At 72.7% G+C, this 21,063-nt stretch carries 21 protein-coding genes; 14 read left to right on the top strand and 7 right to left on the bottom strand.

Annotated elements, in window-relative coordinates; genetic code table 11:
• Positions 1-29: 29 nt before the first annotated feature.
• The 6 genes from fgd to LL946_RS05045 are packed head-to-tail and all read left to right on the top strand — an operon-like array spanning position 30 to position 5,241.
• On the top strand, positions 30-1,085 hold the full coding sequence (fgd, locus tag LL946_RS05070; RefSeq protein ID WP_404385423.1) for a glucose-6-phosphate dehydrogenase (coenzyme-F420): 1,056 nt from the start codon (positions 30-32) through the stop codon (positions 1,083-1,085).
• Positions 1,085-1,606, top strand: coding sequence for a DoxX family protein (locus LL946_RS05065; RefSeq protein WP_404385421.1), 522 nt, complete (start codon positions 1,085-1,087; stop codon positions 1,604-1,606). The genes fgd and LL946_RS05065 overlap by 1 nt, the downstream gene beginning before the upstream one ends.
• Positions 1,603-2,397, top strand: a complete 795-nt coding sequence (locus LL946_RS05060; protein WP_404385419.1) for an enoyl-CoA hydratase/isomerase family protein — start codon at positions 1,603-1,605, stop codon at positions 2,395-2,397. The genes LL946_RS05065 and LL946_RS05060 overlap by 4 nt, the downstream gene beginning before the upstream one ends.
• A 5-nt stretch (positions 2,398-2,402) precedes the next feature.
• Positions 2,403-3,374 carry a glucosyl-3-phosphoglycerate synthase gene (locus LL946_RS05055; protein ID WP_404386795.1) on the top strand — a complete coding sequence of 324 codons (972 nt, stop codon included), beginning with the start codon at positions 2,403-2,405 and terminating at the stop codon, positions 3,372-3,374.
• Positions 3,371-4,243: a dihydropteroate synthase gene (folP, locus tag LL946_RS05050; protein ID WP_404385417.1), complete on the top strand. Its 873-nt coding sequence runs from the start codon at positions 3,371-3,373 to the stop codon at positions 4,241-4,243. Before LL946_RS05055 ends, folP begins: the two co-directional genes overlap by 4 nt.
• Positions 4,240-5,241: a hypothetical protein gene (locus tag LL946_RS05045; RefSeq protein ID WP_404385415.1), complete on the top strand. Its 1,002-nt coding sequence runs from the start codon at positions 4,240-4,242 to the stop codon at positions 5,239-5,241. The genes folP and LL946_RS05045 overlap by 4 nt, the downstream gene beginning before the upstream one ends.
• Positions 5,242-5,251: 10 nt before the next feature.
• Here LL946_RS05045 and LL946_RS05040 read toward each other — a convergent pair whose 3' ends face one another.
• The 4 genes from LL946_RS05040 to LL946_RS05025 form a co-directional block, all read right to left on the bottom strand.
• Entirely contained in the window at positions 5,252-5,896 is a 645-nt protein-coding gene (locus LL946_RS05040; protein WP_404385413.1) for a response regulator, read from the bottom strand.
• Positions 5,889-7,844, bottom strand: coding sequence for a sensor histidine kinase (locus LL946_RS05035; RefSeq protein WP_404385411.1), 1,956 nt, complete (start codon positions 7,842-7,844; stop codon positions 5,889-5,891). The genes LL946_RS05040 and LL946_RS05035 overlap by 8 nt, the downstream gene beginning before the upstream one ends.
• A 47-nt stretch (positions 7,845-7,891) precedes the next feature.
• Positions 7,892-8,632: a hypothetical protein gene (locus LL946_RS05030; protein ID WP_404385409.1), complete on the bottom strand. Its 741-nt coding sequence runs from the start codon at positions 8,630-8,632 to the stop codon at positions 7,892-7,894.
• A 210-nt stretch (positions 8,633-8,842) separates the two neighbouring features.
• Positions 8,843-10,237, bottom strand: a complete 1,395-nt coding sequence (locus LL946_RS05025) for an esterase-like activity of phytase family protein (RefSeq protein ID WP_404385407.1) — start codon at positions 10,235-10,237, stop codon at positions 8,843-8,845.
• A gap of 94 nt (positions 10,238-10,331) precedes the next feature.
• Between LL946_RS05025 and LL946_RS05020 the strand changes: the two genes are divergently transcribed.
• The 8 genes from LL946_RS05020 (at position 10,332) to LL946_RS04985 (ending at position 17,858) form a co-directional block, all read left to right on the top strand.
• Positions 10,332-11,264: an ABC transporter ATP-binding protein gene (locus LL946_RS05020; protein WP_404385405.1), complete on the top strand. Its 933-nt coding sequence runs from the start codon at positions 10,332-10,334 to the stop codon at positions 11,262-11,264.
• Complete coding sequence (locus LL946_RS05015) at positions 11,261-12,028, top strand: hypothetical protein (RefSeq protein WP_404385403.1); 768 nt, start codon at positions 11,261-11,263, stop codon at positions 12,026-12,028. The genes LL946_RS05020 and LL946_RS05015 overlap by 4 nt, the downstream gene beginning before the upstream one ends.
• Positions 12,029-12,095: 67 nt before the next feature.
• Positions 12,096-13,415, top strand: a complete 1,320-nt coding sequence (locus tag LL946_RS05010; RefSeq protein ID WP_404385401.1) for an MFS transporter — start codon at positions 12,096-12,098, stop codon at positions 13,413-13,415.
• Positions 13,405-14,841: a pyridoxal phosphate-dependent decarboxylase family protein gene (locus LL946_RS05005; protein WP_404385399.1), complete on the top strand. Its 1,437-nt coding sequence runs from the start codon at positions 13,405-13,407 to the stop codon at positions 14,839-14,841. The genes LL946_RS05010 and LL946_RS05005 overlap by 11 nt, the downstream gene beginning before the upstream one ends.
• A 27-nt stretch (positions 14,842-14,868) precedes the next feature.
• Positions 14,869-15,093, top strand: a complete 225-nt coding sequence (locus LL946_RS05000; protein ID WP_404385397.1) for a CDGSH iron-sulfur domain-containing protein — start codon at positions 14,869-14,871, stop codon at positions 15,091-15,093.
• Between the two features lie 110 nt (positions 15,094-15,203).
• Positions 15,204-16,076 (top strand): iron-containing redox enzyme family protein, encoded by an 873-nt coding sequence (locus LL946_RS04995; RefSeq protein ID WP_404385395.1) that lies wholly within the window; start codon positions 15,204-15,206, stop codon positions 16,074-16,076.
• Complete coding sequence (locus tag LL946_RS04990) at positions 16,046-17,152, top strand: glutamate--cysteine ligase (protein WP_404385393.1); 1,107 nt, start codon at positions 16,046-16,048, stop codon at positions 17,150-17,152. The genes LL946_RS04995 and LL946_RS04990 overlap by 31 nt, the downstream gene beginning before the upstream one ends.
• Before the next feature lie 85 nt (positions 17,153-17,237).
• Positions 17,238-17,858 (top strand): dihydrofolate reductase family protein, encoded by a 621-nt coding sequence (locus LL946_RS04985; RefSeq protein ID WP_404385391.1) that lies wholly within the window; start codon positions 17,238-17,240, stop codon positions 17,856-17,858.
• A gap of 9 nt (positions 17,859-17,867) precedes the next feature.
• Here the strand turns inward: LL946_RS04985 and LL946_RS04980 are convergent, their stop codons facing one another.
• From LL946_RS04980 to LL946_RS04970, 3 genes are read right to left on the bottom strand one after another with little or no spacing between them, the layout of a single operon-like run.
• On the bottom strand, positions 17,868-19,538 hold the full coding sequence (locus tag LL946_RS04980) for an ABC transporter permease (RefSeq protein ID WP_404385389.1): 1,671 nt from the start codon (positions 19,536-19,538) through the stop codon (positions 17,868-17,870).
• Positions 19,535-20,494: an ABC transporter ATP-binding protein gene (locus tag LL946_RS04975; RefSeq protein ID WP_404385387.1), complete on the bottom strand. Its 960-nt coding sequence runs from the start codon at positions 20,492-20,494 to the stop codon at positions 19,535-19,537. The genes LL946_RS04980 and LL946_RS04975 overlap by 4 nt, the downstream gene beginning before the upstream one ends.
• On the bottom strand, positions 20,491-20,991 hold the full coding sequence (locus tag LL946_RS04970) for a flavodoxin family protein (RefSeq protein ID WP_404385385.1): 501 nt from the start codon (positions 20,989-20,991) through the stop codon (positions 20,491-20,493). Before LL946_RS04970 ends, LL946_RS04975 begins: the two co-directional genes overlap by 4 nt.
• Positions 20,992-21,063 lie beyond the last annotated feature (72 nt).

Below are 21,063 nucleotides of genomic sequence, written 5' to 3'. Positions count from 1 at the left end.
ATGGCACCGGCATGGGAGAGGATGGCCGCATGCGCATCGGCTACAAGGCTTCGGCCGAGCAGTTCGCCCCCGCCGAGCTCGCGGCATACGCCGTCCTCGCCGAGGAGCTCGGACTGGACTCGGTGACGATCTCGGACCACTTCCAGCCCTGGCGGCTCGAGGGCGGGCACGCGCCGAACTCCATCGCGTGGCTCTCGTGGGTCGCGGCACGCACCGAGCGGGTCCTGCTCGGCACGTCGGTGATGACCCCGACCTACCGCTACAACCCCGCGGTCGTGGCGCAGACGTTCGCGACGTTGGGCTGCCTCGCGCCGGGGCGGATCATGCTCGGCGTCGGGACCGGCGAGGCGCTCAACGAGGTGGCCGTGGGGTCCGTGCCCGAGAGCGGCTGGCCGGAGTTCAAGGAGCGGTTCGCGCGCCTGCGCGAGTCGGTGCGGCTCATGCGCGCGCTGTGGACGGAGGAGTCCGTGACGTTCGAGGGCGACTACTACCGCACCGAGGACGCGCGCATCTTCGACCGCCCGGACCAGCCGGTGCCCGTCTACGTCGCCGCCGGTGGCCCGCTCGTCGCCCGGTATGCCGGCCGGTCCGGTGACGGCTTCATCTGCACCTCGGGCAAGGGTCGCGAGCTCTACGCCGACCAGCTGCTGCCGGCCGTCGCCGAGGGCATGGCCAAGGCCGGCAAGGAGCCGGGCTCGGTGGACCGCATGATCGAGATCAAGCTGTCCTGGGACCCGGACGCCGACCGCGCCCTCGAGAACACCCGATTCTGGGCGCCGCTGTCGCTCACCGCCGAGCAGAAGCACTCGATCCACAGCCCCGCCGAGATGGAGAGGGCCGCCGACGAGCTGCCCATCGAGCAGGTCGCCAAGCGCTGGATCGTCACGTCACGTCCCGAGGACGTCGTCGACGCCGTGCGCGAGTACACCGACCTCGGCTTCGACCACCTCGTCTTCCACGGGCCCGGCGGCGACCAGGAGCGGTTCCTGCGCTCCTTCACCGAGCAGGTCGTGCCCGGCCTTCGGGAGCTCGTCCCCGCCACGCCCACCACGCCCACCACGCCCCACACCGAGGACCCCGCCTGATGGACACCACCGCGATCAGCTCGACCGAGCTCGACGTCGCCGCCCTCGTCATCCGCCTCGCCCTCGGGCCGATGCTCATCCTCCACGGCCTCAACAAGGTGCGCGGCGGGCTGGACGGGACCGCCGGCTGGTTCGAGTCGCTCGGGCTGCGGCCCGGCTGGCTGCACGCCCGGGTCGCCGCAGCCACCGAGATCGGCGCCGGGGTCATCGTCACCCTCGGCCTGCTCAACGCGCTGGGCGCGATGGCGTTCGTCGGTCTCATGACCGTTGCCGCCCTCACCGACCACCGCGGCAAGGGGTACTTCATCTTCAAGGGTGGCTGGGAGTACGTCGTGCTCGTCGCGATCGTCGCCGTGGGGCTCGCGGTTTTGGGTCCGGGTCGCTGGTCCCTCGACCACGCGTTCGGGCTCGACCTCGCCGGGATCGGCTGGGGTGCCGTGGCCCTCGTCGGAGGGGTCCTGGCAGCCGGCGCCATGCTCGCGACGTCGTACCGACCGGACGCGACGAAGGCCTCGGCGTGAGCGACGCCGCGAAGAGCGCGAGGAGCTCGGGCGCGTCGGTGGTCATCCGGAACGTGGGCGCCGTCGGTCACGTCACCCTGGCCGCCCCTGACCGGCTCAACGCCGTCGACGTGGCGATGTTGGAGGCGGCCGCCGAGGGGGTGCGCTCGCACGACGCCGACCCGGCCGTCCGCGTCATCGTCCTGTCCGGCGAGGGCCGCGCCTTCAGCGCCGGGGCCGACCTGTCCGTCCACCTCGACGAGGGCGACCTCGACGGGACACTGCACGGCGTAGGTGCCGTGAGCCGCGCGGTCATCGAGTCGGGGACGCCGGTCCTCGCCCTCGTCCCCGGAGTCGCGGCCGGTGCCGGGCTGTCGATGGCGCTCGCCGCCGACTACGTCCTCGTCGCCGACGACGCGAAGCTCGTCCTCGCCTTCGGTGCCCTCGGCCTCATGCCCGATGGCGGCGCGACGACGCTCGTCGTCGCGAACATCGGTCGGGCTCGGGCCCTGCGCCTCGCCCTCACCGGTGAGAAGCTCAGCGGCGCCGAAGCCGCCGAGTGGGGGCTGGTCTCCGAGTCGGTGGCCCAGGAGCGGTTCGGTGCTCGCGCGGAGGAGCTGGCGGCGCACCTCGCGGCGCTGGCCCCCGAGGGGACGGCGCTCACGACCGCTGCCATCACCGCGGCCGCGCTCGACCTCGACGCCACCCTCGACCGCGAGGAGTCCGGGCAGCACACCCTCCTGCGCACCGCCGACTTCGTCGAGGGGCTCACGGCCTTCCGCGAGAAGCGACGCCCGACCTTCGGGGCGTGAGTGGGATGGCAGGGCGCGGGTCCCACGCTCTGCGTGGGCCGGCATACCGGGCGTCGGAGTGGACCGCGGAGCGGCTGCTCAAGCGCAAGGGTGACCGCACGGTCTCCGTCGTCATCCCGGCCCGGGACGAGGAGGCGACCGTCGCAGCCGTCGTCGAGCGGATCCGGGCCGACTTCGTGCGGCCCGACGGTGGCGGGCTCGTCGACGAGGTCGTCGTCATCGACTCCGACTCGACCGACGACACGGCCCGGGTCGCCCGCGCCGCGGGGGCGCAGGTGTTCTCCGCGAAGGAGATACGGGCCGAGCTCGGGTCCGTGGCCGGCAAGGGTGAGGCGCTGTGGAAGTCCCAGCTCGTCACCACCGGCGACCTCCTCGTCTTCGTCGACGCCGACCTCGTCGACTGGGGCACCCACTTCGTCACCGGTCTGCTCGCGCCCCTGCTCGTCGACGACGACGTCCAGCTCGTCAAGGCGGTCTACGACCGGCCGATGATCGACGCGACGGGCCGCGAGGAGGAGACCGGCGGACGGGTCACCGAGCTCGTCGCCCGACCTTGGCTCGCCCTGCACAGGCCAGGCTTGGCCGGCATCGTCCAGCCGCTGTCGGGTGAGTGGGCGATCCGGCGCGAGGCCTTCGCGTCGTATGCCGTGCCCGTCGGCTACGGCGTCGAGATCGCCGCGCTCGTCGACACGTTCGACCGCTTCGGGAGCGCCGGAATCGCGCAGGTCGACCTCGGGCGGCGCACCCATCGCCACCACCGGCATGACACGCTCGGGCTCATGGCCGTCCAGGTGCTCGCCGCAGCCGACCGGCGTCGTGGCGCCGTCGTGCCCGGCGACGAGGTGCGCGATGCGACGGTCGAGCTGACCCAGTACACCCGCGGCCAGTCCGGCTTCGAGCCGCGCGTCACCGCCGTGGCGACCGGCGAGCGACCTCCGGCCGCCTTCCTCCGTATGCCGTCCCCGGAGTCGCGATGACCGACCTCACCTTCCGGCTCGGTCGCCGCGAGTTCGACTCGCGGTCGCGCCTCGTCATGGCCATCGTCAACCGGACCCCAGACTCGTTCTACGACAAGGGCGCGACGTGGCGTGAGGACGCGGCGTTCGACCGTGTGCGCCAGGTCGTGGAGCAGGGTGCCGACATCGTCGACATCGGCGGCATCAAGGCCGCCCCCGGCGTCGAGATCGGTGCGGACGAGGAGAAGGAGCGCGTCGTCGACTTCGTCGCGGCCGTGCGCGCCGAGCACCCGGACCTGCTCATCAGCGTCGACACGTGGCGCGCGTCGGTGGGCCGCGCGGTGCTCGAGGCCGGGGCCGACGTCCTCAACGACGCGTGGGGAGGTGCGGATCCCGAGCTCGTCGAGGTCGCAGCGGAGTTCGACGCGGCGGTCGTGTGCACGCACACCGGTGGGGTCACCCCGCGGACACGGCCGCACCGGATCGAGTACGACGACGTCGTGGCATCGGTGGTCGACTCCCTGGTGGCACAGGCGGACCGTGCGGTCTCGGTGGGGGTCGCGCGCGAGCGCGTCGTCATCGACCCGGCCCACGACTTCGGCAAGAACACCTGGCACTCGGTCGAGGTGACCCGCCGTCTGGACGAGCTCGTGGCGCTGGGCTGGCCGCTGCTCGTGTCGCTGTCCAACAAGGACTTCGTCGGGGAGTCCCTCGACCTGCCGGTGGGCGAGCGGCTCACCGGGACCCTTGCGGCGACGGCGATCTCGGCCTGGCACGGCGCCCACATCTACCGCGTGCACGAGGTCGTCGAGACCCGACAGGTGCTCGACATGGTGTCCGTGCTGGCCGGTGACCTCCCGCCGGCCCGTACCGCCCGGGGGCTCGCGTGATCACCGACGTCGTCATCGTCCCGGGGGCGCCGCTTCTGCTCCCCGAGTACCAGGGGCGTGCTCCGGCCGTCCCCGGACTGCTCGAGTCGTGCGTTGCGGCGGTCCGTGACGCGGTGGCGACGGCAGCGCACGTCGTCGTCGTGCACGCCACCGACCGCGAGCCCCGAAGCACGCGGCCGGCGGTCGGCCTCCGGGTGGCCGACCACCTGCTGGCCGAGACCCACGTCGGCTTCACGGTCGAGCACGTGTCGGTCGCGTGGGACGCGACGGTCGAGGAGTGTGTCGCCACCGGCCAAGCCGTGGCCTCGTCCACCGTGAGCGACGAGACCTCGACAGGGGTGCGCCAGAGGGGTGCCTTCGCTCCCGCTCATGACGCAAAGGCACCCCCATTCGCTGCAGAGGGCGACGCAAAGAGGGATGTCTTTGCTCCCGTTGGTGACGCAAAGGAACCCCCCTTCGCTGCGGGAGGCGACGCACATGGGGGTGTCTTTGCGTCCGGTGGTGGAGCAAAGACACGTCGTACGACGGTGCTGGTGGTCGCGGACGGATCGGCACGGCGGACGGAGAAGGCGCCCGGTCATCTCGACCCGCGTTCGCACGAGGTCGACGACCTCATCGTCGAAGCGATCCGCGACTCCGCCAGGGGCGGGCTCGAACGGCTCCTCGAGCTCGACCCCGAGGTGTGCGCCGACCTGCTCGTCGCCGGCAGGGCCCCGCTGCAGGTCCTCGCGGCTGCCGTGGCCACCGCCGCGGACGCCGCCACCGCCGCGGACGCCGCCACCGCCGCGGACGCCGCCACCGGCGCCGCGGCGGCCCCGGTCGGCGACCCGGTCAGCGCTCCAGTCAGCGCCAGCCCCGCCCTCAGCGCCAGCGCGGCGGGTGGGGGTGACGCGGGCCGTGAGCGGACGGCATACGGGCGGTTCGAGGTGGTGTCGTGCGAGGTGAGCGACCCGTTCGGGGTGCTCTACGTCGTGGCGCACCTCGCCCGCGCCCGCTGAGGCACTGGCCTCAGTCGATCCCGAGGCCCTCCTCGCGGGCCCGGACCACGGCAGCCGCCCGGTCGCGCACGGCGAGCTTGGTGAGCACGTTGGAGACGACGTTGCGGACGGTCTTGGGTGAGAGCACCAGCCGGCGCGAGATGGTGAGGTTGTCGTGGCCCCGGGCGACGAGGTCGAGCACCTCGCGCTCCCGGTCGGTGAGCTCCGGGAAGGGGACGCGGGCCACCGAGCGCCCCGACGTCAGCGCCGTCACGGCTCGGGCGGCGACGGCCGAGCCGAGGATGACGTCACCGTTGGCGACCGCCCGTACGGCCCTCTCGACCTCGTCGGGGCTGGCGCCCTTGAGGAGGTATCCCCGCGCGCCGACCCGCATGCAGGACGCGACGGCGTCGTCGTCCTCGCGCATCGTGACGACGAGGACGCGCGCGTCGGGGTCGCGCCGCACGATCTCGCGGGTGGTCTCGATGCCGGAGTCCTCGCCGAGGTTGAGGTCCATGAGGATGACGTCGATCTCGTCGAGGGGAAGGGCGAGCGCCTCGGCCGCGTCACTCGCCTGGCCGACGACCCTGATGCCGTCGAGGGAGTCGAGCAGCCCGGCCATGCCCATCCGGAAGACGGGGTGGTCGTCGACGACGGCGACACCGAGGTCAGGCACGGGTCACCACCTCGGCGTGGGGCAGGAGGGCCTCGACGACGGTCCCGCCGGTGGTCGGAGAGGTGATCGTCAGGCTGCCGCCGAGCTCCTCGGCGCGCTCCCGCATCGACCGCGTCCCCACGCCGGACCGGGCCTCCTCGGAGATGCCGCGACCGTCGTCGGCCACGCTGAGGTGCAGTCCGTCCGTCGTGGTCGCCGTCGTGACGCGCGCGGCGTGGGCGCCGCTGTGGCGCAGGGTGTTGGTCACCGCCTCGGACACGATCGCGTATGCCGCGGCGGCGGTCTGGGGGTCGAGGGCGTCGTCGTGCGCGAGGTCGAGGGAGACCTCCCCGCCGTCCTCGGCGTGCCGGGCGGCCAGCTCGGCGAGGGCCGCTGCCAGGCCGAGCTCGTCGAGGACAGGAGGGAGGAGGTGGTGCGAGAGGGTACGGACGTCGCTGACCCGCTGGTCGAGCTCGGTCTGGAGGGTGGTGAGCAGTGTCGCCGCTGCGGCGGGGTCCGTGGACATGAGGTTGAGCGCACCCTGCAGCCCGAGACGCAGGCCGGCGAGCGAGGGGCCCAGCCCGTCATGGATCTCACGGCGGATGATGCGGCGCTCCTCGAGCCGCGCGCGGGAGAGGCGGGCGCGGGCGTCGTCGACCTCGGCTGCGGCGCGCGTGACGGCGGCGGCGGTGGCGACGACGGTGGCGAGGTCATTGAGGGTCTGCTCGCCTCGGGACCCGAGGCTCTCGCCGCCGGGCAGGGTGACCTCGAGCTCGCCGACGGGTTCGCCACGGTGGTCGAGCGGGACGCGCACGGGGTGGGCACCCGGCATACCCCAGATGACCGGTTCGCGGCCCGGGAGGGCGACGGTCACCGACTCGAGCCGCATCGCTGCACCGATGTCGGCGGCCAGGCCGCGCAGCAGGTCGTCGGTGGTCTCCGCGAGGCGCAGGTGGCTGCCGAGGCGGCGGACGACGTGGTCGGGTGAGGCCGAGACGCCGTAGACGAGGCGGTGCACGCGTCGCTCCAGCCAGAGACGGGTCGGCTGGACGGCGACCGCGACGACCCCGGCGCCGACGAGCCCGGCAGCACCGTCCCCGGGCAGCAGCTGGGTCGCCACGACCGTCACGGCGACGTAGACCGCCACGAGGGTGACGGTGACGAGGCCGGCGAGGACGGTGCGGCTCACGGCGAGCTGGAGGCCCCACATCCGGCTGCGGAGGACGGCGACGAGGATCGCGCCGGGATAGACCGCCTGCGACAGCAGGTGCAGCACGGGTGTGGTCCACACGGGGAGCGGCAGCATCCCGAACGGCAGGAGGAGAGGCACGAACGACAGCGCGAGCAGGGCTGCGCCGAGGGCGAGCCAGCCGAGGCCGTTGCGCTCGGCGATCGGTCCGCGGCGGTGCCGGTGCTCGACGGCGGCGGCGGACACGAGGCCGAGGACCACCGCGACGGCGAGCACGACCGTGAAGGGCTCGCGCGCATCCGAGAGCTGGGCGACGAGCAACGCGACGACGACCAGGCAACCTGCTGCGACGCCCCACTTCGCCCGGCCGAGCGGGTGGTCGCGGACGAGCCAGGGGACGACGAGGAAGAGGGCGAGGGTGCCCGGCACCCATGCCGTGCTCGACAGCCACGACACGAGCTCGGCGCCCGGCAGGCCGGGTCGCTGTTCGGCCAGGGCGGGATAGCCGAACCCCAGGGCTGCGACCCCTCCACCGACCGCGGCGAGGGCGAGCAGCCAGCCGACCGGGTGCGGCCGCCGCGAGATGATGAGCGCGGCGACCGTGCCGTAGACGCAGGCCACCGCGACGTCGACGACGAAGAACCAGACGCCCTCCCCGAGGGGTGGGCGGGCCGCGATGACGAACGCGACCGCGAGCACGGCCGTGCCCCAGGCGGCTGCGGCGATCACCGCGGCCGCCCGGGGCTGACCGGCCCTCGGGAGGGCGTCGGATGGGCTCATGATGTCGGCACCATAGCGCCGGTCCACGATGCGAATCCGGGGTTTTCTCAGACCCGCGAACGGGTGGCGCGGTCGCCCAGGCCGAGGCCGAGGGCGGTGACGAACAACCAGACCGGACCGGTCATCCCCGCCATGTACTGGAGGGGCGACAGCCCGAGCAGCAGGGTGAGGCCACCCAGCACGACGCCGACCCACCCGACCCAGCGGGAGACAGCACCGTGCCGCAGGGCGCTGATCGCGACGGCGACACCGGTGGCGCCGGCGCCGACCCACAGCCACGGGATCGTGCCGACCCAGTGGTTGAAGAAGACGGCCGACTCCGGGACGAGACCCTTGTCCGGGTCCGAGACGCCGAAGACGAACTCCGTGGTGAGGCCCGAGCCGAGCAGCCCCGCCACGGCGACGAGGCCGAGCCCACCGGCTGCGACGTCCGGCAACAGGCTGCGGCTGGGCAGCTGGTCGGCCAGCCGTCGGCGCAGGCCGGCCGCGAAGACGAGCAGGAGGACGACCGAGAGCATCGTCGCCGTGTGGAAGACGAGGATCTGCGGGACGAGCTCGCCGAGCCGGGCGACGATGGCGTCCGGGTCGCCGTCGGCCTCAGGGGAGTAGACCGCGTCGATCTGCATCGAGGCGGCGATGCCGATGATCGAGGCGAGCCCGGCGGCGACGCCGGCGAAGGCCCAGCCGCGGCCGGTCGAGGTGGCTGGCGCTGTGTCGGTGGTCTCGAGCCGGCGCGTCGGGTCGGTGGTGCCGGACGTGGTGGTGATGGAACTCGTGGTGGCGCTCATGGCGGCTCCTGAGGTGGTGGTGAACTGGATGTCACCACCGTCGTGCGCCCCGCGTCCTCACTGACAGAGCCCGGTGTCCCGTCCGTCCGGGACGTTGCGACGGGACGCCGCACCCCGCGGGGCGGCCGGGCCCCACCGGGGCGGCGGCCCCGCGGCCCCCGCGCGAGGACCGGGGCGACCGGGGTCAGTCCGAGCAGGCCGGTCCGGAGGTCACAGGAGGCGGTGGTCGACCTGGAGGGCGGAGCCGAGGCGGATGAGGACGAACTCGTTGCGGTCGGGTTCGGTCGCGCTGCGCCCACCGGCGGCCGGGAAGTTGTTGTCGTTCATCACCGCGATGGTGCGGTCGTCGACGAGTTCGACGTCCTCGATCGTGAAGAACGGGAACGTGAACGGGTCGTCGAATCCCCCTGCGCCGGAGGGGTTCGGGACGTCCATGAGGTCGACGAGGAGCGTCTTGGTGACGTAGCCGCCCGTGTCCACACCACGCGTGTCCACGAGGTAGATCCGCTTGAAGACCGCCGTCGGACCCTGGCCGTTGTCGCGCTCGATGACGAGGAACTGGTGCTTGTTGACGGCGATGAAGTCGCCGAGGGCGTGGGCCGGGTCCTCCATCCGGTAGCGCCGGAACTCCCCCGTGAAGCTCGCCGTGCCGTCCTTGGCGATCGGAGCGTCGTAGATCCGCAGGTCGCTGCCGAGTCGGGCCGCCTTGTCCTCGGCCGTCGCCCCCTCGAGCATCGGGTAGAGGGTCCGGCCGTCGGGCGAGATCGCGAGCCCCTCGAAGCCCTTGGAGTTGGCGAGGTTCGGGACCGCGGACCCGAGGGTCGGGTTCGACGGCGACCTGACCCCCGGCGTCGCGACGGGTGCCTCGAGCAGCCGGCCCCGCGCGTCGAAGTGCAGGAGGTACGGACCGAACTCCTCGCCGACCCAGTACGTCCCGTCCGGCGCGACCTGGAGCGACTCGGGGTCGAAGTCCCAGCCGGTGAGCCGGCGGTCCGGAGCCGGACACGTGTACCCCGCCGGCAGGGACGTCGCTGCAGCACAGCCGCCGTCGCGCCACGTCGTCCACGGGATGAGGCGCTCGGGGTCCGAGAAGGTGAACAGCGTCTCCTCGTATGCCGTCAGGCCCGTGACCGTGTTCGGCCGGATGCGGTGGAGTGCCAGGAGGGCGTCCGCGCTGTTGGCCTTGGAGCCGAACCCGTTGTCGCTGAGCACGAGGTAGCTGCCGTCGTCGTTGCGGTGGGTCCCGGAGAAGCCCTGCACCGGCTGACCGGGGTAGGGCGCCGGCACGGCGGCGTTGCCGGTCGTCCAGTGGCCCGAGGGCTCGCTGCCGGGGACGTAGGTCTCGGCCGGAAGCACCGAGAAGCCCGCGACCTCGGCCGTGGAGGGCGCAGGGACCGGGCGGCCGGCGCCGGACGAGTCGCCTGACGAGGCTCCCGGCAGCGCGCTCGCGACCGTGGGGGTCAGAACGGCGACGGCACCCACGAGGGCGAGCACGGGCAGGACGGAGCGGCGTGGTGACATGGGCGCAGCGTGCCCGGCCAGCGGAACGGACGGCATACGGACGGGTGAACCGGAGCCGAACACCTGCCCCACCGTCGGCGTCATCTCCACACAACCTTCACGGGTTCCACCCCACCGGACCCGGCCCCAGGCCCTAGCGTCCGACTCGAGGCGTTGGGACGAGCGAGGGAGCAGGGCGATGATCACGGTCCAGGGACTGACGAAGGTGTATGCCGGGGTGCGCGCGGTCGACGACCTCACCTTCGAGGTGGAGTCCGGCAAGGTGACCGGCTTCCTCGGGCCGAACGGCGCGGGCAAGTCGACGACAATGCGGATGGTTCTCGGGCTCGACCGGCCCACGGCGGGCACGGCAACGGTGAGTGGCCGCCGCTACGTCGACTTCCCGGCGCCCCTGCGCGAGGTGGGGGCCCTGCTCGACGCCGGCGCCATGCACCCGGGCAGGACGGGTCGGGCGCATCTGCGGATCGGTGCGCACAGCAACGGGATTGCCACCTCGCGGGTGGACGAGGTCATCGAGCAGGTGGGTCTGGAGTCCGCGGCCGGCCGGCGCGTCAAGGGCTACTCGCTGGGGATGCGGCAACGGCTCGGGATCGCGGCGGCCCTGCTCGGCGACCCGCCGGTCCTGCTCTTCGACGAGCCGGTCAACGGCCTGGACCTCGACGGAGTGCGCTGGATCCGCGCCCTGCTGCGCGGGTTCGCCGACGAGGGCCGCACCGTCCTCGTGTCGAGCCACCTCATGAGCGAGATGCAGCTCATCGCCGACCGGGTCGTCGTCATCGGCCGGGGACGGCTCATCGCCGACACCGACATGGAGGGTCTGCTCGCCGGGCTCGACGGGCAGCGGATCCGGGTGCGGTCGCCGCGGGCGGACGACCTGAGGGCGGTGCTGGCCGCCGAGGCGTCCGTGGCGGCGACGTCGGCCGACGAGCTCGAGGTGAGGGGCCTGCCCGCGAGCACGGTCGGCGAGCTCGCGCACGCACACGGCATACCGCTTCACCTGCTCGCCGAGGTCGAGCAGTCGCTCGAGGACGCCTACCTCTCACTCACCGAGGGCAGCGTCGAGCACCACGGCCACGTCCCCACCGCACTGGCGGAAGGGGCGACGCGATGAGCACAGCGACGGTCCTGGCCCGGGCGGGACGAGCCGAGTGGGCCCGGATCTGGAGCGTGCGGTCGAGCTGGGTCCTCGTGACCTGCCTCAGCCTGTTCATCCTCGGGATCGGCGTGCTGGCCGGGCTCGACGCCGCCAACAACCCCGCCTCGGTGCCTCCGGGCGCGAGCGCGTGGGACGGTGCCCGCTTCACCGCGATGTTCGCCCTGTTCGGCACGGTCGCGCTCGCGGTCATGACGAGCACGGCCGACCACGCGACCGGTGCCATCGTCCCGACGCTGCAGTGGACCCCTCGCCGGTCGGTGCTCCTCGCCGCCCGCTCCGGCGTGGTCGCCCTCACCGTGACCCTCATCGGCGTCGGGCTCGTCGTCGGCGCGACGGTCGCGCTCTGGGCGCTCGCACCGGAGGTGGGGCTGCCGATGGGCGACGGGCTGCGCTCCCTGGGCGACATCGTCGTCGTCATCGGGTCCGGTGCGCTGCTCGGCATCGGGTTGGGGCTCGCGACCCGCAGCACGGCGGCAGCGCTCGTGCTCTCGATCGCGCTGCTGCTCGTCCTGCCACTGCTCGTCGCCAACCTCCCCTTCGACTGGGCGACGACCGTGTCGTCACGGTTGCCCGGGTCGAGTGCGCTCTTCCTCATCTTCGGCGAGGGGCCGCGGGACGACATGACGGTGGCCACGGCCCGGCTGACGATGGCGGCGTGGGCCGCCGGGGCGACCGCCCTGGGTGGGTGGCGGCTGCTGCGGAGCGACGCCGGGCACTGATCGAGGCGGTTGGGCCGGTTGAGCCGGTTGAGCCGGCTGCGGACCCGGCGACGGACATACTGCGGTCATGCCCCGTGACCGCCTCACCCGTGCGCAGACCGCGGGGTACGCCGCGGGCAGCGTCGGCACCGGCGGGTTCGGGACGCTCCCGGGGCTCGTCCTCGCCTACTACCTGACCGACACCCTCGGCGTGGCCGCCGCGTTCGCCGCGGTGGTCGTGCTCCTCCCGAAGGTGTGGGATGTCATCATCGACCCGGCCATCGGGGCCCGCAGTGACGGCGAACTGGCGACCCGTGGGTCCCGCCACCGGCTCATGACGGTCGGTGCGCTCACCCTCCCCGTGGGCTTCGTCGCGATGTTCGCCGTGCCGTCGGGAACCGGGAGCGGGATCGCCGCCCTCTGGGTCGTCGTGGCCTTCGTCCTCGCCACGACGTCGTTCAGCCTCTTCCAGGTGCCCTACATCGCGGCGCCGGCCGACCTCACCAGCGACTACGCCGAGCGCACCCGGATGATGGCGTGGCGGGTCGGTGTCCTCGCGCTGGCGATCCTCGCGTTCGGCGCCGGTGCGCCAGCAGTCCGTGACGCCCTCGGCGGCGGTCGGTCCGGCTACCTCGTCATGGCCGTCGTGTCGGCGATCGCCCTCACCGCAGGCATGCTCGCCACCGTCGCCAGCCTCCGGGGCCACGAGAGCGTCGCGCGGGCGATCGTCGACTCACCCACGCTGCGAGCCGGGCTCGACGCGGTGCGCGACCTGCCGCGCTTCCGCTCGCTCCTCGTCGTCTTCGTCGTGCAGGCGCTCGCCACCGGGATCGTCCTCGCGGCCGCGCAGTACGTCGCGACCTACCTCCTCGGCTCGCAGTCCTGGGTGAGCGTCCTCTTCGCCGCGGTCGTGGCACCGGCGCTCTTCGTCATGCCGCTGTGGAAGCGGTATGCCGCAGCGCGAGGCAAGCGGACGGCATACCTCGCGTCGTCCTGGTTGTTCGTCATCGCCTGCGTGGCGCAGGTGCCCGCGCTCGTGCTCGGCTGGGCCTGGCTCTCGGTCCTCGCCCTCGCGGTCGGGGGGATCGCGTATGCCGGGATGCAGCTCTTCCCGTTGGCGATGCTCCCCGACGTCATCGAGGAGGCAGGTCGAGCCAGGGGCGGCGCGATGAGCGGGGTCTGGACGGCGCTCGAGACCGCCGGTCTGGCACTCGGCCCCGCGGTCGTGCTGGCGATGCTCGCCGTCGGCGGGTTCGTGTCGAGCATCGGCGACCCTGTCGGCCAGCCCCGCAGCGCCGAGGTGGCGATGGGGTTGGCGTTCACGCTCGTGCCGGCCGCGCTCGCGCTGGTGTCGATCCTGGCGCTCAGGCGCTACGAGGAGCCGGAGGTGGTGCTCGATGACCGGTGAGTCCCGGGATGTCGACGAGGTGCTGGCGCAGCTGCAGGCCTACCGCGCCCACGACGCGCCGACCCACGGTGGGCGAGTGCTGTCCTACGTCTACGACCACGGACGCCCCGATCTGGATGAGGTTGCTGCACAGGCGATGCGGCTCCTCCAGCCGGTCAACGGCCTCGACCCGACGACCTTCCCCTCGGTCGCGCTCATGGAGTCGGACCTCGTCGAGTTCGGACGGACGATGCTCCACGGACCCGCCGCCACCGGCTCGGTGACGTCCGGTGGGACCGAGAGCTGCCTGCTGGCGGTCAAGGCGGCCCGCGATCTCTGGGTGGCGCGCGGCGGTCGCGGTCGCCCACGTCTGGTGCTGTCGTCGTCGACGCACGCGGCGTTCCACAAGGCGGCGCACTACTTCGGTCTCGACGTCGTCGTCGTGCCCATCGACCTGGAGACCGGCCGGGCGGCAGCGGGTGCGCTCGAGGCGGAGCTCGGTCCCCAGGTGGCAGTTGTCGTCGTCTCGGCACCGTCCTACCCGCACGGTGTCGTCGACGCGGTCGCCGACGTGGCGGGTGCCGCCGCCGACCTCGGGATCCCTTGCCACGTCGATGCCTGTGTCGGAGGCTGGGTACTGCCGTGGTGGGAGGCAGCCGGCGGAGACCCGTTGCCGCAGTGGGACTTCCGTGTGCGCGGGGTGAGCAGCATCAGCGCCGACATCCACAAGTACGGCTACGTCCCCAAGGGTGCCTCCCTCCTCCTCTTCGCCGACGGCGAACTCGACCTGGCGCGCTACTTCGCCCTCACGGACTGGCTCGGCTACCCCGTCGTCAACCCGACGATGCTCGGGACCCGCTCCGCCACGTCGCTGGCCGCGGCCTGGGCCGTCGTCCAGACCCTCGGTGCGGACGGGTATGCCGTCCTCACCCGTCGCGTCGTCACCGCCACGGCCGGCGTGCTGGAGACGATCGAGGGCATCGACGGGCTGCGGGTGCTCGGGGACCCGCAGGGGCCGCTCGTGGCCGTCGCTGCCGACGAGGACGTGCCGCCGGAGAGGCGCGTCGACCCGCTGCTGTGGGTCGCCGCTGTGCGCGAGCGGGGCTTCGTCCTCCAGGGGCAGCCCGCGCTGTCGCAGGCCGACGGCACGGTGGTGCCACACACGGCCCACCTCACCATCACGCCGGTCACGGAGGGGCTGCTGGGAGAGCTGCTGCCGGCCCTCGGGGATGGTGCCGACGCGGCCCGCGGTCACGCGCTGCCGAGCCCGGAAGCGCTGTCTCACGCCGGCATACCGGATCCGTTGGCCCTCGCGGACGCCGCACGGTCCGGGGGAGACCTCGACCTCCCGACGATCCTGTCGCTCATCGAGGCGTTGCCCCGCGGTGAGTCCGCGACGTTGCTGTCCGCGTTCCTGCAACGGTTCACGGCGCCACGCGACGTCTAGTCTCGGGAGAGAGCCCCAGGAGGAACGATGATGAACAACGACGACGCCGCACGGCCCGCGACTCGGGTGACGGTCACCGACGAGGGCCCGGTGCTCCTCGACGGGCCGGTGGAGGTCGTCATGGAGGACGGCACGACCGTGCGCTCCGATCGTCGACTCGTGGCGTTGTGCACCTGCCGGAGGAGCCGCATCGCCCCGTTCTGCGACACGAGCCACCGCACCAAGGTGAGAGCCGTAGGGGACGCCTCATGACGGCGGCCGGGGTGAGGGTGCAGTCGCCTCGCCTGCCGGCGGACCGAGGACCTCTGTCCCGGGCGGTGATCGACCACTGCTCGGGGCGGTCCGGGGCGCCCGTCGCGGGCGTGTCACGCGCGGACCCGTACGGCGACGACCTCCAGCTCGCGCTCTACGTCTGCTATGAGCTTCACTACCGAGGGTTCGCCGACGTGCCCGACTCGATGGAGTGGGACCTGGACCTCCTCGCCCTGCGCCTCGAGCTGGAGGCGGCCTTCCTCGAGGCGTTGCGTCGCGACGTCGCGGGTGGAGTCGACGTCGACGTTGAAGTGGCGGCGCTGCTGACCGAGACGGTCGGGGAGCGGGGCATCTCGCACCACCTGCTTCGGGACGGGACGAAGGAGCAGTTCCGCGAGTACGTCACCCACCGGTCCGCCTACCACCTCAAGGAGGCCGACCCCCAGCTGCTCGTCGTGTCGCGGATGACCGGGCGGGCCAAGGCCGGAATGGTCGCGGTCGAGCACGACGAGTACGGTGCCGGCCGCGCCGACGAGATGCACTCCGAGCTCTTCGCCGCGATGATGCGGGAGCTCGGTCTCACGTCCGCCTACGGTGACCACGTCGACCGGGTCAGTGGGTCAGTGCTCGCCGAGGTCAACCTCATGTCCGTGTGCGGGCTGAGGCGTGAGCTTCGGGCCGCCGCCGTCGGGCAGTTCGCCGTCATCGAGCTGACGTCGTCACCGGGGTCGGCGCGCCTGGTCCGGGCCGCGCAGCGACTCGGGTGCGGGCCGGCAACCGAGCACTTCTACGCCGAGCACGTCGAGGCGGACGCGGTGCACGAGCAGATCCTCCGGCGCGAGGTCCTCGCGCCGATGCTCGCGGACGAGCCCCACCTGGCAGGGGACCTCGTCTTCGGCATCCAGGCGAGCCTGCTCCTCGGCGACCGCTTCGCCCACGAGGTTCTCGGGGCGTGGTCGGCCGGCCGCTCGAGCCTGCGGTGACGGCGCGGACGATCGGTGTCGAGGAGGAGTTCCTCGTCGTCGGTGCCCGCACGGGTGAGCCGGTGGCCATCGGACCGGCGCTCGTCGCGGAGGCGTCTGACGCCGGGATCAAGGGTGAGTTCAAGCAGGAGCAGGTCGAGACCTGCTCCCTCCCCGCAGACTCCCTCGACGTGCTGTCCCTCGACCTCGAGCGGCTGCGTCGGGACGTAGCTCGTCTCGCCGGGGCACATGACGCGGCCGTCGTCGCGTCGGGGACGTGGCCGGGCGTCCACGTGCCCACGCCATCCGTCTCCGACAGGTTTGCCCGTATCGGCGAGGAGTTCGGCGAGCTCGCCCACCAGCAGCTCACCTGCGGCACCCACGTCCACGTCTCGGTGAGCTCACCCGACGAGGGGGTCCTCGTCCTCGACCGCATCCGTCCCTGGCTGGCACTCCTGACCGCCCTCACTGCGAACTCACCCCACTGGCAGGGCAGGGACACGGGCCACGCCAGCTGGCGCTCGCTCGTCCTCTCGCAGCTCCCCACTGCAGGGCCTGCGCCGGTGTGGGGTGACCACGCCTCCTACCGGCGCGCGGCCCGGGCGATCATCGACGCCGGAGGCGCCTTCGACGAGGGGATGCTCTACTACGACGCCCGGCTGTCCGCCCGGTACCCCACGGTGGAGATCCGGGTGACCGACACCTGCCCGGACCTCGGCACGACGGTCGCGGTCGCCGGCCTGTGCCGCGCCCTCGTCGCCACGGTGGCTCACGCCGCCACTGGCCCCGCCGCGACGAGTTCCCCGCGAGGGGACCACTCCACCCCAGCACTCCGGGCCGCCTCCTGGCGCGCAGCCCGGCACGGCCTCGGCGAGCGCCTCGTGGACCCGGCCAGCGGTGACCTCGTGCCCGCGGCAGACGCGCTCTCCTCCCTCCTCGAGTTCACCGGCGGTGCGCTGGACCACCACGGTGACCTCGAACGGGTGCGCGACGTCGTCGAGCGCCTTCTCGTCGACGGCACCTCCGCAGAGCGGCAGCGGCGCCTCGTGGACCCACGCTCCCCGTGGCCGGGCCTGGCCGGCTTCCGCGTCGGCTGAGTGCACCACCCGAGGGTCGCCGACTCACTTCCCCGGTTGGACGGCATACGGGAGACTTCGAGAACCCTTCACGGAAGGAGCTCGCATGCAGAGCGTCATGGTCGACTTCATCATCAGCCTCGACGGCTACGCGTCGGCGGACGGCTGGCCCGGCCTGTGGGGCGTCGAGAGCCCCGAATACCTCGAGTGGCTCGGGTCCCAGGACACCGGTGACCACACCGTCCTCATGGGTGCGAAGACCTACCGGCTCATGTCCGGGTTCGCCGAGCAGATGCCCGACGACCCGGGCTTCGAGCAGATGGGGGCGATGCCGAAGGTCGTGTTCTCGTCGACCCTCGACGAGCCACTCTCGTGGGCCAACACCGTTCTCGTGAGGGACGATCCGGTCGAGTGGGTGCGCTCGCAGAAGGAGGGCGGACACCGCCCCATGCGGACGATCGGCAGTCTCTCCGTATGCCGTGCGCTCCTGTCAGCTGGGCTCGTGGACCGTTTCCGGGTGGTCCTCTTCCCGTTCATCACCGGCGCGACCGGGCAGGAGCGGATCTTCGACGGCTACCCCGACGTCGCGCTGGAGCTCGTGGAGAGCAGGACGTTCGACAAGGGGATGCAGCTGCTCGAGTACGTCCCGACGCTGCTCGACGGCCCGCCCGCCGGTGGGCTCGGCTCGCGCCCGGAGTCCCAGCCCGACGCCGGGCAGTCATCCTGAGAATGGCTGTCAGGCCGGGTCGGCCTGCCAGCGGAACCACCGGACGGCAGCAGCGCCCGCCGCGAGCATCCACGCGAGCATGACCCCGATCGCCACCCACGGCACCGCCGCACCGCCGGGGTCGAGGGCGGCCACGAGCGCGTGCTGGAGGTGCCGGAGCGGGAACGCCGAACCCACGGTGCCCATCCATTCCGGTCCTCCCGTGAGCAGGACGTCCGACACGAAGGCCAGGGGCAGGAGGACGACGAGTGCGACGGCACCCAGGGCCCGCGCGCCGGGGACGACCGTGGCGAGGAGGAAGCCCGCCGCCGCGAGGCTGAGGGTGCCGACCACGATGACGACGACCAGCACGAGGACGCCCGCGCCCGTGAGCGAGAGGTCGAGGGCGACGACCCCGAGCGTGAGGATGAGCGCGGCGAGGGCGAGGTTGACGAGGACGGTCGTCACGACGCGGCCGACGAGGAGCTGGAGGGGGCAGAGCGGGGTCCCGCGCAGCCTCTTGAGCACTCCACGGTCACGGGCCTGCGCCACCGACTCCGGCAGGTTCATGAAGGCCGTGACGCCCACGCCCCAGGCGATCATGCTCGCGGCATGGTGCGTCGTGGGGGGCACCCCACTGGCGAGCGAGGGGTCGCCCGTCATGGTCGAGAGGAACGCGTAGAGGCCGACGGGCACGAGGACCGCGAAGAAGACGGCGCCGGGGTCCCGCCACGTGAGCCGGAGGCCGGCCAGCACCTGGTCCGCCACCATCGAGGCCGCGCTGCCGGACCGTCGCCGGCGCCCTCTCCCGACGGGCGCCGCCGCCGCCACGCGGGCCGCCTCTCCCGCCTGGACCGAGCCGGGCCCTGCAGGGCGGTGCGGCCGCCGTGACCACGGCAGGCCAGCACGTTCGCGCGACAGGCCCCGCGCCGCGAGGACTCCGGCCGCCACAGTCCACACCGCGAGGACCACGAGCAGGGACAGGTCCAGCCCGGCGCCCGGGAGCACGGGGTTGAACTGGTCCTGCAGCGCCTCGGTGACCGGTTTGACCGGGAACAGCGCCGCGGTGCGGTCGAGCGCCTCGGGGAGGGGCGAGCCGAAGCCGGTGTAGAGCCCCGACACGAACGAGAGGATCACGACCGCGCCGATCGACACGGCCTGTGCCGTCGAGCCGGAGGGGATCCACGCGGCGAGGGCGAGGCCGACGACGACGTAGCAGACGAGGGCGAGCGTCAGGGTCACGAGCGTCGCCGGCAGCGTCGACGCCACGACCCGGACGTCGTGCACGACGACTGCGGCGACGAGCACCACCGCCATGGAGATGAGGGCGAACACGCTCGCCCCCACGGCACGGCCGGCGAGGTAGGCCCACATCGGCGTCGGCGTGCCCCGCAGCCGGACGAGCACCCGGGTCTCCCGCGCGTGTGCCAGCGTGCTCGCGGTCGTCGGGAGGGCGGCATACAGCGCTCCCATCGAGAGGGCGACCGGCGTCGCGAACTGCATGACGCGGAGCCCGCCGGTCCCGTCGAGCACGTCGTTCCCCGCGACCGCTCCGATGACGAGCAGCCAGGTGAGCGGGATGAAGAGGCTGAAGATGAGGACGAGGCGAGCGCGCCAGTACTCGGTCGTCGCGTAGCGGACCTGTGAGCGCACGATGCTCCAGTCGGACGGTCGGATGCCCTCTGCCACAGTGGTGCTCACGTCGAGACCCGTCCCGCGCTGTCGCTCGTGACGAGGTCGGGCTCCGGCTCGGTCGACCCGATGAGGGCGAGGTAGGCGTCCTCGAGGGAGGGCCGTCGCACCGTCAGGGCGGGCAGCTCGACACCCCGCTCGAGCGCCCACGTCGTGAGCGCATGGAGGACGGCGGTGGGTGTCGCCGTCGACAGCAGCCAGTCGGCCCCCTCGGCGACCGGGGTGGCACCGAGGTCCGGCAGCGAGGCGACGTCGACGCCCCCGGGCAGCCGGAACGACACGACGGCGTCGCGCTGGAGCGAGCCGATCTCGGCCGGCGTCCCGATCGCGACCAGCCGGCCCCGCACGATGACCGCGACCCGGTCGGCCAGGTGCTCGGCCTCGTCGAGGTAGTGCGTGGTGAGCAGGACCGTCTTGCCCAGGGTCCGCAGGCCTTCGATGAGGCCCCAGGCCTGGCGTCGTGCGGCGGGGTCGAAGCCGGTCGTGGGTTCGTCGAGGAAGATGAGGTCGGGGTCGCCGACCAGCCCGAGCGCGAGGTCGAGCCGGCGGCGCTGGCCACCCGACAGCGTCTTGACCCGGGCGTCCGCCTTGTCGTCGAGGCCCACCTGGGCTATGACCTCCTCGGTCCCCAGAGGTCGTGGGTACATCCCGCCGTAGAGGCGGACGAGCTCGCGGACCGTGAAGTCCTCGTCGAACCCGGCGTCCTGCAGCACGATCCCGACCCGCTCGCGGAACGACCGGCCGCCGGTCTCCGGGTCGACCCCGAGGCACTCGACCCGTCCGGAGCTCCGGCGGCGGTGCCCCTCGAGGATCTCGACGGTGGTGGTCTTGCCGGCGCCGTTCGGACCGAGCAGGGCGAACACCTCACCGTGCCCGATCGTGAACGACAGCCCGTCGACAGCAGCGAACTCGCCGTAGTCCTTGTGCAGGTCCTCGACGACGACGGCAGGAGTCACACCCGTCATCCGCGTACCAGCGAGCGACCCCACGTGCGGGCCCGGTCGAGCTCACCGTCGACGAGCGGACCCTCGGTGCCCTCGACCCAGAACGACGTCGGGTCCGCGGACTGGCTCGCTCCCAGCTTGCGCAGCCGCTTGGCGGCCTTCTTCGCGGCGGAGCCGGGGAGCCGGGGGTGGTTCACCTTCGTGTCGAACGTCGCGTATGCCGTGCCAGCCCTGTCGCTGCCGAGCTCGCCCAGCCATTCGCGCAGGCCCATCGTGGGCGACTCGACCGGGCGGTGCGCCTTGGTGGCGGCGTCCTCCCGGGTGGAGGCCCGGCTCATCCCGAAGGCGTGGGTGGGGCCACCCACGACGAGGAGGTCGAGGTCGGCGGGCACGGGCGTCGCGGTCGACACCTCGTGCACCTCGACCTGAGCGTTCTCCCGCAGTCCCTCGCCGACCGCTTGCGCGATCTCGCGCGTGTTGCCGAACATCGACTCGTAGACGACCCATGCGTGTGTCATCTCGTCCACCTCTCCCAGCTCCGGGACGCTGCCCGGGATCGAACCCATGGCCCGGGTGCCGGGCCCTGACGT

The sequence above is a fragment of the Knoellia locipacati genome (assembly GCF_044791685.1).
In the GTDB taxonomy this organism is placed as follows: Bacteria; Actinomycetota; Actinomycetes; order Actinomycetales; family Dermatophilaceae; genus Knoellia; species Knoellia locipacati_A.
This window is presented reverse-complemented; position numbering and strand designations above follow the sequence as displayed.